General features: G+C 77.4%; 9 protein-coding genes. 3 read left to right on the top strand and 6 right to left on the bottom strand.

Annotated elements, in window-relative coordinates:
* The first annotated feature begins 2 nt into the window (after positions 1–2).
* From ACFVXN_RS17775 to ACFVXN_RS17765, 3 genes are all read left to right on the top strand, one after another.
* The gene (locus tag ACFVXN_RS17775; RefSeq protein ID WP_389235620.1) at positions 3–935 is read left to right on the top strand and encodes a carbohydrate ABC transporter permease; all 933 of its coding nucleotides are present in this window, start codon (positions 3–5) and stop codon (positions 933–935) included.
* Positions 932–1,915, top strand: coding sequence for a carbohydrate ABC transporter permease (locus tag ACFVXN_RS17770; RefSeq protein ID WP_389235617.1), 984 nt, complete (start codon positions 932–934; stop codon positions 1,913–1,915). Before ACFVXN_RS17775 ends, ACFVXN_RS17770 begins: the two co-directional genes overlap by 4 nt.
* Before the next feature lie 174 nt (positions 1,916–2,089).
* On the top strand, positions 2,090–2,389 hold the full coding sequence (locus ACFVXN_RS17765) for a DUF1540 domain-containing protein (RefSeq protein ID WP_389235614.1): 300 nt from the start codon (positions 2,090–2,092) through the stop codon (positions 2,387–2,389).
* 61 nt (positions 2,390–2,450) lie between these two features.
* Here the strand turns inward: ACFVXN_RS17765 and ACFVXN_RS17760 are convergent, their stop codons facing one another.
* The 6 genes from ACFVXN_RS17760 to ACFVXN_RS17735 form a co-directional block, all read right to left on the bottom strand.
* Positions 2,451–3,116 (bottom strand): SDR family oxidoreductase, encoded by a 666-nt coding sequence (locus ACFVXN_RS17760; protein ID WP_389235611.1) that lies wholly within the window; start codon positions 3,114–3,116, stop codon positions 2,451–2,453.
* Between the two features lie 322 nt (positions 3,117–3,438).
* Positions 3,439–3,813 carry a hypothetical protein gene (locus tag ACFVXN_RS17755; RefSeq protein WP_389235609.1) on the bottom strand — a complete coding sequence of 125 codons (375 nt, stop codon included), beginning with the start codon at positions 3,811–3,813 and terminating at the stop codon, positions 3,439–3,441.
* Positions 3,814–4,097: 284 nt separating this feature from the next.
* Complete coding sequence (gene upp, locus ACFVXN_RS17750; protein WP_389235606.1) at positions 4,098–4,733, bottom strand: uracil phosphoribosyltransferase; 636 nt, start codon at positions 4,731–4,733, stop codon at positions 4,098–4,100.
* 108 nt (positions 4,734–4,841) lie between these two features.
* Positions 4,842–10,064: an SdrD B-like domain-containing protein gene (locus ACFVXN_RS17745; RefSeq protein ID WP_389235603.1), complete on the bottom strand. Its 5,223-nt coding sequence runs from the start codon at positions 10,062–10,064 to the stop codon at positions 4,842–4,844.
* A 263-nt stretch (positions 10,065–10,327) separates the two neighbouring features.
* Positions 10,328–12,991: a LuxR C-terminal-related transcriptional regulator gene (locus ACFVXN_RS17740; RefSeq protein ID WP_389235600.1), complete on the bottom strand. Its 2,664-nt coding sequence runs from the start codon at positions 12,989–12,991 to the stop codon at positions 10,328–10,330.
* Positions 12,988–14,274 (bottom strand): MFS transporter, encoded by a 1,287-nt coding sequence (locus ACFVXN_RS17735; protein WP_389235597.1) that lies wholly within the window; start codon positions 14,272–14,274, stop codon positions 12,988–12,990. The genes ACFVXN_RS17740 and ACFVXN_RS17735 overlap by 4 nt, the downstream gene beginning before the upstream one ends.
* Positions 14,275–14,317: the final 43 nt, after the last annotated feature.

Here is a 14,317-nt window from a genome sequence, read left to right as displayed (position 1 = left end):
GCGTGTCCACCACCACCACGACCCCGTCGCGCCCGGGTCGCCGTTCGCCGGCGACCTGGGTGCGCGGCGGCGGGCTGAGCACCCTGGTGTTCCTGGTCCCGCTGCTGCTGGTCTTCGGCGTGTTCTCCTGGTTCCCGATCGTGCGGGCGCTCGTGATGAGCCTGCAGGAGACGAACCTGGTGACCCCGCCGACGTTCGTCGGCCTGGACAACTTCCGGCACGTGCTCGCCGACCCGCTGCTCGGCACGGCCGTGCGCAACACCGCGTACTTCGCCGTGCTGGCGCTGCTGATCGGCTACCCCGTGCCGCTGGTGGCGGCGGTGCTGATGCGCGAGGTCCGGCGCGGGCGCGGGCTGTACTCGGCGCTCGCGTACCTGCCGGTCGTCGTGCCGCCGGTGGTCGCGGTGCTGCTGTGGAAGTTCTTCTACAAGGGCGGTCCGCAGGGCGTGTTCAACACGGTCCTCGGCTGGGTCGGCCTGGGCCCGTTCCCCTGGCTGCAGGACGCCACGTGGGCGATGCCCTCCCTGGTGCTCGCGGCGACCTGGGCCGGTGCCGGCGGCACGATCATCATCTACCTGGCCGCGCTGACCAGCGTCCCGCCCGAGCTGTACGACGCCTCCGAGGTCGACGGCGCCGGCCTGTGGCGCAAGATCTGGCACGTCACGCTCCCGCAGCTGCGCGGGGTCCTGCTCATCACCCTGATCCTGCAGGTCATCGGGACGGCCCAGGTCTTCCTCGAGCCGTACCTGTTCACCGGCGGTGGCCCGAACAACGCGACCGTCACCGTCCTGCTGCTGATCTACCGGTACGCGTTCCAGAACAGCCTCGGCGGGGACTACGGCGCCGCCACGGCGCTGTCGCTGATGCTGGCCGCGTTCCTCGCGGTGCTGTCCCTGGTCTACTTCCGCCTCACCCGGTCCTGGAGCACGTCATGAGCACCGCACCCGGCAGCGTCCTGGAGCCCACCGCCCCGGCAGCGCCGCCGGTCCCGCCCGCGCCCGCCCGACGCGCACGGCGGCGGCGCCGGTCCGAGGAGGGCACCGACCGCGGCGCCCTGTCCGAGGCCGACTGGCGCCGCCCGGCGGTGCGGTGGGGCATGGGCGGCACCCACGTGGTGCTCCTGGCGCTGCTGGTCGTCGCCGGTCTCGGACCGATGCTCCTGCTCGCGAAGTTCGCCGTCACGCCGACGCAGGACATCCTGCGCACCCCGATGGCGGTGTTCCCGAACGGCATCGCGTGGGACAACCTCGACCGGGCGTGGAACGACGTGCGGGTCAGCACCTACTTCCTCAACACGGTGTGGCTCGCGGCGGGGTCGTGGGCGTCGCAGATCCTGGTCGCGACCACGGGCGGGTACGCGCTGTCCGTGCTGCGCCCCCGGTACGGCAGGGTCGTGCAGGCGCTCGTGCTGTCGACGATGTTCGTGCCCGCCGTCGTGCTGCTGGTGCCGCTGTACCTGACGGTCCTCGACCCGCCGCTGCTCGGCCGGTCGCTGATCAACAGCTTCTGGGCGGTGTGGCTGCCCGCCGGGGCCAGCGCGTTCAACGTGATCCTGGTGCAGCGGTTCTTCGACAACCTGCCGCGGGAGGTGTTCGAGGCCGCGCGGGTCGACGGCGCCGGGCCCTACCGGCTGTTCTGGTCGATCGTGCTGCCGATGTCCCGGCCGATCCTCGGGGTGGTGTCGGTGTTCGCGGTGATCGCCGCGTGGAAGGACTTCCTCTGGCCGCTGCTGGTGCTCAAGGACCCGTCGATCCAGCCGCTGTCGGTGCGGCTGCCCGCGATCGAGGCGTCCACGGAGCTCGGCGTGTTCCTCGCCGCGCTGGCGATCGCCACGATCATCCCGGTCGTCGTCTTCGTCGCGTTCCAGCGGCTGTTCCTGCAGGGCGCGGGCATGGGCGGCGCCGTCAAGGGTTGAGCCGGGAATTGCGTCACGGGAGCCTGACGTATTTCTCCCAGAATGCAGTTCTCCGCCGCACAGGGCGCTGACCTGCGGTGACGCGAGTGAGCCAGGCCTTCCTCTCTAGACGCGCGCAGAATGTCGATCTACCGTCGGGACGGTCAGCCTGAACGCCCCAACCCGGAGGTCATCATGAGCACCCTCATGGAGCAGCCCCCCGTCTCCGAGTGCTCGGTCGACGGATGCTCGTACAACCACGCGCACGCCTGCAGCGCCGCGGCCATCACGGTCGGCGGGGGCAGCGGCGACGCGCAGTGCGCGACGTTCATCCCGCTCGGCGTCAAGGGCGGCCTCGACCGCGTGGTCTCGCACGTCGGCGCCTGCCAGCGCGGCGACTGCGCCCACAACGAGCACCTCACCTGCGGGGCCTCGTCGGTCCGCATCGGCGCCGGCCACGACCTGGCCGACTGCCTCACCTACGCCCCGGCCTGACCCGCGGCGTCACCGACCCCCGTTCCCCTCGCCGGGACCGGGGGTCGTGCCGTGCCCGGGGTCAGTCCTCCGGCTCCAGAGCGGCGGCGATGGCCGCGGGGACCGGGGTCTGCCCCTCGGACAGCTCGAGCACCAGACCCGCGGTGAGGGGCTCGTCGAGCAGGGCCACCAGCACGGCGGCGACGTCGTCGCGGGGCACCTCGCCGCGCGGGATGTCGGGACCCAGGCGCACGTGCCCGGTGCCGGGGTCGTCGGTGAGGGCGCCGGGGCGCAGGATCGTCCAGTCGAGGTCGCGGGGGCGCAGGTCCTCCTCCGCCGCGGTCTTCGCGCGCAGGTACGCGACGAAGGTCGGGTCGGTGCCGGCGGGCGGCTCCGAGCCCGCCCCGACGGACGACACCAGCAGGTAGCGGCGGATCCCGGCGAGCGCGGCGGCGTCGGCGAGCAGTCCGGCGGCCCCGCGGTCGACCGTGTCCTTGCGCGCGTCGCCGCTGCCCGGACCGGCGCCGGCCGCGAACACGACGGCGTCCACGTCCGTGAGCCGCGCGGCGAGCGTCTCGGCGTCGGTGTCCTCCAGGTCGAGCACCACGGCGCTGGCCCCGTCGGCCTCGACGTCGGCGACGTGGTCGGGGTTCCGCACGATGGCGAGGGGGAGGTCCCCGCGGTCCGCGAGCTGGCGGCTGAGTCGGCGGGCGATCTGTCCGTGGCCTCCGGCGATGGCGATGCGCATCTGCCCACCGTAGGAGCGCGGGTCGCGGGTCGCGAGCGGGGAGCCGGTGGGGTGGGACGTGGTTCGCCCCCCGGGTCGCGTCAGAGGGGGGCAGTCCGCGGGCCCGGGGGGCGAGTGACCGCACTCGGCCGGGGGGTTGGCCTCGTGCGGGTCGCAGGCCCCGCCCCGGGGAACGAGTCCGCCGGGGTGGGGCTGCTCCGCCAGATTAGGTCCGGTCGCGGCTCGTTGAGTACTGATGAGTAGCGTGACGCCGCCGCCCTGGGTGGTGGAACGTCGAGGTTGGGTGCTCCGCGGTCCGCCTCAGGCGGTGCGCTGAGTGGTGTCAGCCCGTCGCGGCGTCGCCGGCAGGGTGCTCGAGGGTCCGTAGCGACGCGAGGCGTGCGCGCAGCGACGGCACGTCGTCCGCTCCGGTGCCGGGCACCAGCGACAGGGCGGTGAACGTCTCGGCGGCGGGCAGCAGGTCCCGTGCGAGGTCCCGCAGCGCCTCGGCGACCTCCGCCAGGTCGGCCGCGTGCGCCGCGTCGAGCTCCGGCCCGTCGCCCTGCAGGCCCACGTACAGGACGAAGCCGGCCCGGGCGGGCTGCCCGTCGGGGGTCGTGGTCGTGCGCCGCGGCGGGGCGAGGGGCAGGACGGGCGCGCGGCGTCGGGCGCCCGACGCAGGGCGGGCGACGGTCGCGGGAGGTCGGGTTCGGGCCACGGGGTGCTCCAGGGTGCTGCTCGGGGGTGCGCGGGGACCGCGGGCCTCGGCGGGCGGCGGTCGGGGAGTCGGGCGGGGACGGCGGTGCGTCAGGCCCGACAGCGCGGATACGTCCCGGGGCGGTCGCCGACGGACGCCGGGGCGGCGTGGGTCGGGCGGCGGCGGGACGTCATGCGTCGATCGTGGCAGGCGCGGCGGCCACGGCCAAGGGGATAGCGCGCGGTCTCAGCGTCCGAGACCGGATGTCCGGGTCCTCGCGGGCCCGGGGGCGGTGCGGCCGGGGCTCAGACCACGCCGTACAGGCGGTCGCCGGCGTCGCCGAGGCCCGGGATGATGTACGCGTTCTCGTCGAGGTGGTCGTCGACCGCTGCGACGACGATCGAGACGTCGATCCGGTCGCCCAGGTGGTCCTCGAGGACCTTGAGGCCCTCCGGCGCGGCCAGCAGGCAGACGACGGTGACGTCACGGGCGCCGCGGTCGAGCAGGAAGTCGATCGCCGCGACCAGCGTCCCGCCCGTGGCGAGCATCGGGTCGATGAGGAAGCACTGCCGGCCGGTCAGGTCGTCGGGCAGCCGGTTGGCGTACGTGACGGCCTCGAGCGTCTCCTCGTCGCGCTGCATGCCCAGGAACCCGACCTCGGCGGTCGGCATCAGGCGGGTCATGCCGTCGAGCATGCCGAGCCCGGCGCGCAGGATCGGGACGACGAGCGGCAGCGGCTCGGCGATCTTCACGCCCGTGGTCGTCGCGACCGGGGTCTGGACCTCGACCGGCGCGGTGCGGACGTGGCGCGTCGCCTCGTACGCCAGGAGGGTCACCAGCTCGTCGACGAGCTTGCGGAACGTGGGGGACGACGTGTCCTTGTTCCGGAGCACCGACAGCTTGTGGGCGACGAGCGGGTGGTCGGCGACGTGCAGGCGCATGTGCCCAACCTACCGCGCGCCGGGGGTGCCCGACGCCGCCGGGCGGGCCGGGGAACGCGACGGCGCCGCACGACCGGGGTCGTGCGACGCCGTCGCGGTGGGTCGGGGTCAGCCCCGCGCTGACCGCCGCCGGACCACGAGCGCCGCGCCACCGAGCAGCAGCAGGGCCGCCGCGAGCGCGAGCACCGTGCGGAGCCCGGAGGCGCCGGTGGTCGCCAGGCCGGCCGCGGTCGAGCCGGACCCGGCGGCCGGGCTCGCCGTCGGTGCCGGGTCGGAGCCGGCCGGGGGACCGTCCTCACCCGGAGTCGTCCCCGCCTCGTCGCCCGGCGTCGCCGCGGCGCGGAGCACCAGCCCCGCGTCCACGGTCGGGTCGACGTAGTCGGCCTGCGCGCCGTCACCGGCGACGACCGGGCGGACCCGGGGCTCGCCGGCGCCGAGGGTCACCGTGCGGGTCCAGCCCGTGGCCGGGTCGGCGTCGGAGTCGCCGGCGGCGTCGCCGCTGCCCGCGTGGGTGAACCCGTAGCGGGCGGCGAGGTCGCCGTCGAGGACGAACTGCACGCGGTAGTCGCCCGCGGGCAGCAGGTCGACCAGGTAGCGGCCGTCCGCGTCCGTGGTCGTCGTGGCGACCGGCACGTCCGAGCCCGCCGGGTACACCCGGACGGTCACGCCCGGGACGCCGGGCTCGCCGTCGCCCTGCCGACCGTCGCCGTCCCGGTCGAACCAGACCCGGTCGCCCACCGCGTAGGTGCGGTGCACGGCGACACCGGCCCGGTTGGGCTCGAGCGTCTCGTGCTCCAGGCCCGACGGCGTGACGCTGGCGGTGGTCACCACCATCGTGTTCCAGGCGGGGGCGTCGACGTCGGCCGCGGCCGGGTCGTAGGACGTCGCGGAGCGGGTCCGGAACGTCGCGGTCACCGTCTCGCCCGGGTCGAGGTCGTCGGCGGCGAAGTCCAGGTCGATCCGCAGGCCGCGGACCTGCGTGAGGTCGTCGACCTCGTCGGCGGGCGTCCACACGTCCGCCGCGCAGCCGGTGCCGAACGGGTCGGCGGAGCGCGGGTCGCCCGTGTAGGCGCAGGTCTCGCCCGCCAGCAGGTACGACACGGCGCTCACCGCCCCGGCGGGCAGCCCGGTCAGCTGCAGGTCGCCGAGGAACTCGGTGGCCCACACGCTGCCGCGCGCGCTGGTGCTCTGCGAGCGCGACGTGCCGGTGTCGCCGGCGGCCGGCAGGACGTCGACCAGGGTGGCGCTCGCGGTGGGCAGGTTGCCCGTGTTGGTCACCCGCAGCCGCCAGGTCTCCGTGCCGCCGGGCTGCGTGCGCACGAGGCACGGGGTCCGGTAGAACCCGTCGGCCGACACGCACTCCTGGCCGTTGGACGAGGTGTTCACCACGCCCGTCGGGGTCGCGCCCGGGGCCAGGTCCTCGGCCACGTCCTTGACCCGCAGGTAGTTCGGCAGGGCGACGACGTCGACCTGGGCCTGGGCGCTGCGGGTGAACCCGTCGGCGGCGTCCAGCACGAACGTGTTGGTCAGGACCGTGCCCGCGGGCGTGCCCGCGCGGACGGCCATCGGCACCGTGGCGACGACCTGCTCGCCCGGCATCAGCCGCGTACCGGCGGGGAACGTGACCCGCACCTGGCCCGCGTCGGCCGTGACGACCGGCTCGACGGCGGCGATCGCCGCACCCGCGGGGGTGGCCGTGACCGTCGCCGCGCCGTACGCGTCGGGGTCGTAGACCAGCTGCGCGGTGCCGGCGTCCGTCGGCAGCACGTCGGTGAGCACCGGGTCGACGATCGGCGCCGTGCCGGTGTTGGTCACCGTGAGCCGGAACGGCAGCCGTGCGCCGGGCCCGGTGGTGGTGGTCGTCGGGGTCTTGGTCACCGTGGCGTCCACGACGCCCGGGGTGACCTCGTAGGTGGCCTGCGCCGGGTCGAGCACGACCGGGGTCGGCTGGTGCTCGGCCTGGACGGTGCCCGTGACGACGTTGGTGAGCGTGCCCGCGGGCACCTCGGCGCCCGTGCTGCGCAGCGTCGCCCGGGGGCTCAGCGTGAACAGCGCGGTCGGGCCCTCGAACCCGCCGACCTGCCGGTTCGCGAACCAGGAGCCCGCGGGCGCCGTGAACGTGACCCGCACGCCCGTGACGTCCGCGCCCGTCGTGCCGTCCGGCAGCGCGGCGGCGCCGTCCGGCAGCGGGGGCATCGTCGTGCTCACCCCGGCGGGCAGGTCACTGGTCACGGCGTCGGTCCACGCCCCGGCGACCCGGTACTGGACCGCCGCGGTGTAGCCCGCGCCGTCGGCCGCGCTCACGCCCGCGAGGGCCTCGAGGCCGACCAGGTCGAACGCGTCCCAGAACTGCTCGGACGTGTCCTCCAGGACGTACTGCGCCGGGCGGCTGACCGCCGCGTCGCTGGTCCGGCGGCTGGTGAGCGAGAGCCGCACGGTCCGGTCGGCGTCCGCGGCGTACCGGGTGCCGGTGCCGGGGGAGACCGACTTGGACAGCGCGCCGTCGAGCGGCTGCAGCGCCTCCGGGTACAGGACCGTGCCGGCCTGCGCCGGGTCGGCGGGCGTGCCGTCGCCGAGGTCGCCGCGCAGCGTGTTGGTCAGCGTGGTCGACGGTGCGCCGTCCGCGGTGCCGAGGATCGGCTCACCGGCACGGGTCTGCGCGCGCAGCACCGTGTCGGCGACGACCACCAGCGCGGCACTGTCCGGGATGGTCCCGGTGGCGCGCGCCTCGACGGACACGACGTCGGCGAGGTCGGCGGCCGACAGCGCCGCGACCGCGGCGGCCGACGCCAGGTCGTGCAGCACGGTGCCGTCCGCCCCGCGCAGCACCACCGCCAGCGACTGCGTGCCGGCCGGGGCCGTCACCGCCAGGCGGGTCAGGTCGACGTGGTCGAACGCGTTGCCCGCGGTCTGCGGGTCCGGGTCGGTGAGCCGCAGCGTGCCGACCGGGACGCCGGTGACGTTCTGCACCCGCATCGTCAGCCGGTTGGTGGGTCGCTGCGCGCCGGGCTCGGTGTTGTCGACCCCGATCAGCGCGGAGGCGTCCCGCCAGGACTTGCTGGCGTCGACGCGGCGGATGTCGACCGGGTCGTCACCGGGGCCGAAGGTCACGTCGTCGGTGCCGGGCGACACGCCGTCCAGGCCGGCGCCGACGCCCGTGCCCGTGCCCGTGCTGGTCGCGGTGTTGCGCAGCGTCGTGCCCGCGGGTCGGGCCTGGTCGAGCGCCATCACCAGCGCGACGCGCGGCGCGAACGTGCCGTCGACCGGCAGCGAGGCCCCGGTGGAGGTGTAGACGAACCGGACGCCGTCGACGCCGGCCGGGACGGCCAGGTCGAGCAGCGACGCGGCGTCCGTGGTCGGGCCGGCGACGGTCGTCCAGCTGCCGCCCTGGCGGACGAGCACCTCGACGCGCGAGCCCGCGGGCACCTGCACGGAGCCGACGCGGGCCAGTGCGGCCGCGTCCCACAGGGTCGACCCGGCGTCCCCGCCGGCGACGTCCTCGACCACCAGCGACCCGACCGGGACCGTGGTGTCCGCCGAGATCCGGCCGGTGATCGTCGCGACCAGCTCCTGGCCGACCGCGCCCGGCAGCGGCGCGCCGGCCGCCTGCTGGGTGAGCGTCTTGCTCGTGGTGGTCACGACCCGGCGCGGCTGCACCGTCAGAGCGGCCGAGGCGGTCCGCGGGCTCGCGACGGAGCCGTCGGCGGCGTCGCCGTCGACCGTGACCTCGTTGGTGAACGCGTGCGTGGCGGACCACGCGCCGTCGGTGAGCACGCGGAACGGCACGGTCGCGGCCGCGCCGGCGGGCAGCGTGCCGGTGTACGCGACGGCGAAGCCGGTGACGACGGCCCCGGCGGGCGCCGCGGGCCAGGTGCTGGTCGCGCCCGTGGGGGCGGCGACGGGCAGCGCCACGCCGGTCCCCGGGCCGGTGCCGACGAACGTCACCGTCGCGCCGGTCGCGCCGGCCGGCCACGCGGACGCGGGCACCTGGCCGTCGCCGGCGGTGCCGAAGCCGTCGAAGCCGAGCAGGCCGTCCGCCGGGTCGCCGAGCGGGCTGGCGGTGCCCCCCGACGGCTCCGTGAGGCGCAGCGCGGACAGCGCCGTGTTCGAGGAGTTGCGGGCGGTCAGCCGCACGACCGAGGGCTGCCCGGCCACGACCTCGGCGCGCCCGGCGCCGTCGAACGTCTTGCCCGCCGTGACCTCGACCGTCACGGGGTTGATCTGGAACGTCGCCGACGCGGTCGCCGTGGCGTCGCCGCGCGGCGTGGTCAGGGCGGCCGCCGCGGTGTTGGTCACCCGCGTGGTGGTGTCGCGCGGTGCGGCACCGGACTGGCCGAGCACCAGGGCGACCGACCCGGCGGCGCCGCCGGCGAGGATCGTCCCCTCCGGCGTGCCGTCACCGGCGAACCGCAGCGTGACCGCGGTGACCGCGGCGGGGTCGACGGACCCGGTGCCGAGCGGCGTGCCGGGCGCGAACGGGCCGACGGTCGTCGTGCCGTCGGCGGTGGTCAGGTCGACGGACACCGCGGTCGCGCCCTCGGGGGCGGTCCACGCCCCGAAGCCGCGGAGCTCGAGCGGGGTGCCGGGGCCGAACGCCGCCGGCGCCGAGGCGCCCGGGTCCGCGACCGTCAGCGCGGTCGCCGCGACCGGGGAGGTGTTGCGCGCGCCGAGGGTGACGGTGACGTCGCCGGTCTCGCCCGCGACCTGGTCGGACGGCGCGACCTGCTTGGTCAGCGCCACCTGCGGGGTGACGGGCACCGCGACCGCGACGGTCGCGTCGGCGCTCGCCGGGTCGGCGTTGGTCGCGGTCGCGTCGGCGGTGTTCGTCACCGACCGGCCGTCCCAGCTCAGCGGCGTGCCCGCGGGGAGCGTCGTGCGCAGCAGCACGGACACGCTCTGCCCGGCGGCCAGCCCGACCGAGCCCGGGTGGTTGCCGTCGGTCTCGCGCAGCTCGACCCGCGCGTCCCGCCCGGTCACGGCGACGACGGCCTGGCCGGTCTGCTCGGCCTGCACCGTGACGCCGTCCGCGTCCAGCACGAACGGCTCGGGCACCGCGTCCGCGACGACGACGTCCTCGCACATCGCGATGATCGACTCGCACGTGACCTCGACGGTCCACGTCACCCGGTCACCCGGGCGGGCCGTCGTCGCCGACGCCGTCTTGCGGACCGTCAGCGTCCCCCGGTCGCCGTCGGCGGCCTGCGCCACCCCCGGCACCGCCACCAGCATCCCGACCAGCACCAGCGCGAGCACCGTCACGCACGCGGTGAGCCACCGCACGGGTCGCCCGATCGCCACGAGCGCGCTGCCGTGGCCTGTTCCCGTTGTCATCCCCATGTCCATCCGTCTCGACGCCGCCGGCGGAGCAGGGCGCGAGCACGCGCCCGGAGTCCGGCAGATCGGGCATCGGAGCGGACGCAGGGGTGACGGAGGTGAGCCCCGGGGTGAACGCCCGCAGCCCTTGACGCCGAGATGGCACTGCTCGCCTGGGCGGGAGGGGCGCCGCGCAGACGCGGGCTGCCATCTCGGCGGGGGTGCCCGGGGCGGGGGTGCCCGGGGCGCGGGGCGCCCGGGGGCGCGGCGCGGGGAGGGGGTTAGAGGAGGCCCTGGTCGCGGGCGCGGGACAGGGCGTCGGCGCGGGTGCGGACGCCGAGCTTGCGGTAAGCGGAGCGGACCTGGGTCTTCACGGTGTTGTGCGAGACGTGCAGGTGCGCGGCGACCTCGGCGAGCTCCGTGCCGTCGGCGAGCGCGCGGAGCACCACGAGCTCCCGCTCGCTGAGCCCCACGCCCGCCCGCGCGTCGGGGACGGTGGTCGGCACCGCCGCGAGGTCCGCGAGCAGCGCCGCCAGCTCCGGGTCGCCCGCGACCAGGTCGGCCAGGGCGGCCCGCTCCGCGGCGGACACCAGCGACCAGCCGGTGCGCGACCCGCCGCCGGCCAGCACCGCGGCGGCCTCGTGCAGGGCCCGCAGCGCGACGGCGGCCCGGCGCTCGCGGTCGTCGCCGTGGGGGTGGTCGGGTGCGGCGTCGGCGCGGGTCGTCGCGTCCGCGGTGGCGCCCGCCGTCACGCTCGCCGCGGCCAGGACGAACCGTCGCGACGCGCGCAGCCGCGGCCCCTCGTCGGGGAGGTCCGGGGCGGCGAGCAGCGCCCGCGCGTCGTCGTGCCGGCCCGTGGACAGCAGCAGCCGGCCGCGGGCCACCCGCGCGGCGGGGTGCGCGGCGGGGACCGGGTCGAGCAGGGCGAGGCCGCGCTCCGCCTGGCCGCCCGCGAGCGCCAGCAGCGCCCGGGACGCGACGAGCCGCCCCCGCCACGCGGCCGTCGCGGGCGCCCGCCGACCCCGGCGCAGCGCCTGGGTGAGCGCCTCCTCGCCGGGGACCGCCCGGCCGCGCAGCCGGTCGACCGTGGCCTGGACCTCCGCGAACGCGGGCCAGAACTCGTTGGTGCGCAGCTCGTCGGCCATGCCGTCGAGGAGCGCCACCGCGGCGTCGAGGTCACCCGCCTCGACCGCGAGGTGCACGCGGGCGAGGTCGAGCGTCGACCGCCGGTACGCGGTCTCGGGGCGGCGCGGGGGCTCGAGCGCCGTGGCCGCCCGGACCTCCGGCCGTGCCGCCCCGAGGTCGCCCTGCACCGCGAGGAACCCGGCGGCCATGCTGTGCGCGCTGAACGCCGCGACCGACCCGGACCGCTCGTGGGCGAGCGAGGCCCCGAGGACCTGGACGCCGTGCTCGACGTCGCCGGCCGCGACCAGCGACACCCCGAGCTGGCGGTGCAGCAGCCCGCGCAGGGCGTCGACGGTCGGATCCGTCCCCGGGGGTGCCGCCGCCAGGTGGTCGAGCGCGGCGAGCGCCGCGGTCCGCGCCCGGCCGCCGCGCCCGAGCAGGCGCATCGCGACGCTCTCGCCCGCGCGCAGCAGCGCCCGCTCCGGCGGGGTCGCGCGCGGCAGGTGGTAGACGGCGGCAGCCGCGGCCAGGGCGAACCACTCCAGCGCCCGGACCCGGTGCTCCGCCCGGGTGTTGTGCAGCAGCGCCAGCAGGAGGGCGAGCTGCGGACGGCGCGCCACCGCGCCGCGCGGCAGCTGCTCCAGCACGCGGATCGTCTCGCCCGCGTCCCGGGCCTGCCCGGACCCCCAGACCCGGATCACGGTCGCCGTCACCAGGTCGAGGTCACCGGTCTCGGCGGCGGCGTGCAGCGCGGGGTAGTAGCGCTGCGCCTCCAGGCCCCAGGCCGCGACGGTCCGGAGCAGGCCGGGCACCTCGCCCGGGGCGGCGCGGTCGAGGTCGGCGCGCAGGGCCGCGCGGATCACCGGGGTGAGCATGAGCTCGGCGGGGGCGTCGTGCCACGTGCCCAGGCCGTCCGCCTCGAGCCGGGCCAGCAGCTCGTCCGCCGGCCCGCCCGTCAGCGCGCCGGCGAGCTCCGGGGTCAGTCGCTCGGCCACGGACAGCCGACGGGCCGCGACCAGGTACACGTCGTCGTGCGTCGCCGTCCCCAGGCCGAGCACGACGCCGCGCGCCGCGATGTCGACCAGGTGCTCGTGCCGGGCGGTCGGCAGGTCGACGGCGCCGCGGGAGGCGGCGAGCGCGACGGCGCGCACGGCGACGGCGAGGCCAGCGGTGGCGTCCGCGACCCGTTCAGCGGCGGCGCTCGCTTGCGGCAGGCCCGCGCGGCTCAGCACGTCGGCGACCTCGTCGCTCCCGAGCCGCAGGTCCGCCGGCCCGACCTCGGCGACGTCGAGCCCGAGCCCGCCGGCCGCGACGAGGCGCGCCGCCGCACGGCGGGTGGTGACCGCGACGTGCAGCCGGTCGACGCGACCCAGCACCCGGACGAGCTCGGCGTCGGTCGACGCGGACGCCACCGCCTCGTAGCCGTCGACCACCACGAGCACCGGCGCCGTCAGGCCGTGCAGCACGTCCACGACCGCTGCGCCCGCGCCCCGACCGCCGCGCGCCGCGTCCACCCGGGCGCGGTCCGTCGCGCTCCCCGCGAGCAGGCCGGCGTCCGCGAGGGCCGTCAGCGCCCGGGCCCACAGGTCGTCGCCGGACGGCGCCGCGGTCGCGTCGAGCCACAGCACCGCGCGGTCCGCGGGCAGCGCGTCCCGGACCCAGCGCGCGAGCAGCAGCGACTTCCCGGAGCCCGCGGGCCCGTGCACGACCAGCAGCGACGCGTCGGGGTCGAGTCGGGCGGCGGCCGCGTCGCGCGGGACGAACCAGGACGGCACCCGGGGGACGCCGACGCGGGGCGGGGTCGCGGGCGTGGCGGTCACGGGCGTCCCCCCGAGGGCTGCCGGGCGCGGGCCGAGGCGAGCAGCGCCGCCGACCCGGCGACCAGCGCCAGGACGGCCGGGACGCCGGGGTGCCAGCCGTAGCCCGCGGCGGCGACCGTGGGCCCGACCACGAACGTGAGGGCGTTCACCGCGTTGACGAGCCCCGCGGCGTCGCCCTGCTCCCGAGGACCGACCGCCGCCGCCGCGGCCGCCGTGCACCCCGCGGCGGCGGTGCCGACGCCGGCACCGAACAGCAGGGCGACCACGGTCAGCGCGGCCGCCGGCACCGGCACCGCGTAGACGGCGACCGAGGCGACCACGACCGTCGCGCCGGCCCGGACCAGCCGCCACGGCGCCCAGCCGAGGCGCGGCACCGCGACGCCCTGCGCGACCAGCGACCCCAGCCCGGCGACCAGCAGCAGCGCCCCCGTCAGCGCCGTCGCCCGGCCTGCGACCAGGTCGTACCGGTCCTGGACCAGGAACCCGATGCTGCCCTGCACCAGGGCCATCGCCAGGAACACCCCCGCCGACGCCGCGACCGCCGTGCGCACCGCGGGCCGCCGCAGCCCGGAGACCCGGGGGAGCGCGGCGTCCGGGGCCGTCGGCGTCTCCGGTGCCGGGGCGTCCTCCGCGCCGCCGCGCACCGCGAGCGCCCACGCACCGGCACCCGCGAGCACCACCGCCGCCGCGACCACGGGCAGCGCCGCGCCGAGGACGCCCAGCCCGGCCGCCAGCCCCGCGCCGACCATGGTGCCGACCCCGCGCACCGCGCCGGCGCGGGCGATCCAGCCGGTGCGCTCCTGCGGGGTCCGGGCGTCGGCGACCAGCCGCACCTGGGTCGCCGGGCCCACGGCCGCGACCGCGGTGCCGATCAGCAGCCCGCGCACCACCAGCAGCACCAGCCACGCCGCCGTCGCGGGCACCGCGTCGACCACCAGCAGCACCGCGGCGAACCCCAGCGTCCCGAGCAGCGCCGCCAGCACACCCGCGAGCACCACCGGGCGGGAGCCGAGCACGTCGGCGCGCCGGCCCCAGGCCGGGCTGGTCAGCACGACGACGGCCGCCGACGCCGAGGTCACCGCACCGGCCTGCCAGTCCGCGAGGCCGAGCAGCCGGGTGGTGGCCGGCAGCACCGCGGCGGTCGACGCCTGCGCCACCACGACGGCCAGCAGCGCGAGCAGCCCCGCGCCCCCGGCGCGCGACGGGACGAGCGCGAGCCGGCCCGGGGCACGCCCCTGCTGCGTCACGGCGCCCGGCGGCGGGCTGTCCTGGCTCGGCGGCACGGGCGGCAGGATAGCTCCGCGACCGGGGACGACCCCGGCCGTG

Source organism: Cellulomonas sp. NPDC058312 (genome assembly GCF_042880135.1).
Lineage (GTDB): Bacteria > Actinomycetota > Actinomycetes > Actinomycetales > Cellulomonadaceae > Cellulomonas.
This window is presented reverse-complemented; position numbering and strand designations above follow the sequence as displayed.

What these genes read in the sequence shown, in the direction of transcription:
- ACFVXN_RS17770 (WP_389235617.1), top strand. Translation starts at nt 932, where the DNA reads ATGAGCACCGCACCCGGCAGCGTCCTGGAGCCCACCGCCCCGGCAGCG.
- ACFVXN_RS17765 (WP_389235614.1), top strand. Translation starts at nt 2,090, where the DNA reads ATGAGCACCCTCATGGAGCAGCCCCCCGTCTCCGAGTGCTCGGTCGAC.
- ACFVXN_RS17760 (WP_389235611.1), bottom strand. Translation starts at nt 3,116, where the DNA reads ATGCGCATCGCCATCGCCGGAGGCCACGGACAGATCGCCCGCCGACTC.
- upp (WP_389235606.1), bottom strand. Translation starts at nt 4,733, where the DNA reads ATGCGCCTGCACGTCGCCGACCACCCGCTCGTCGCCCACAAGCTGTCG.
- ACFVXN_RS17745 (WP_389235603.1), bottom strand. Translation starts at nt 10,064, where the DNA reads ATGACAACGGGAACAGGCCACGGCAGCGCGCTCGTGGCGATCGGGCGA.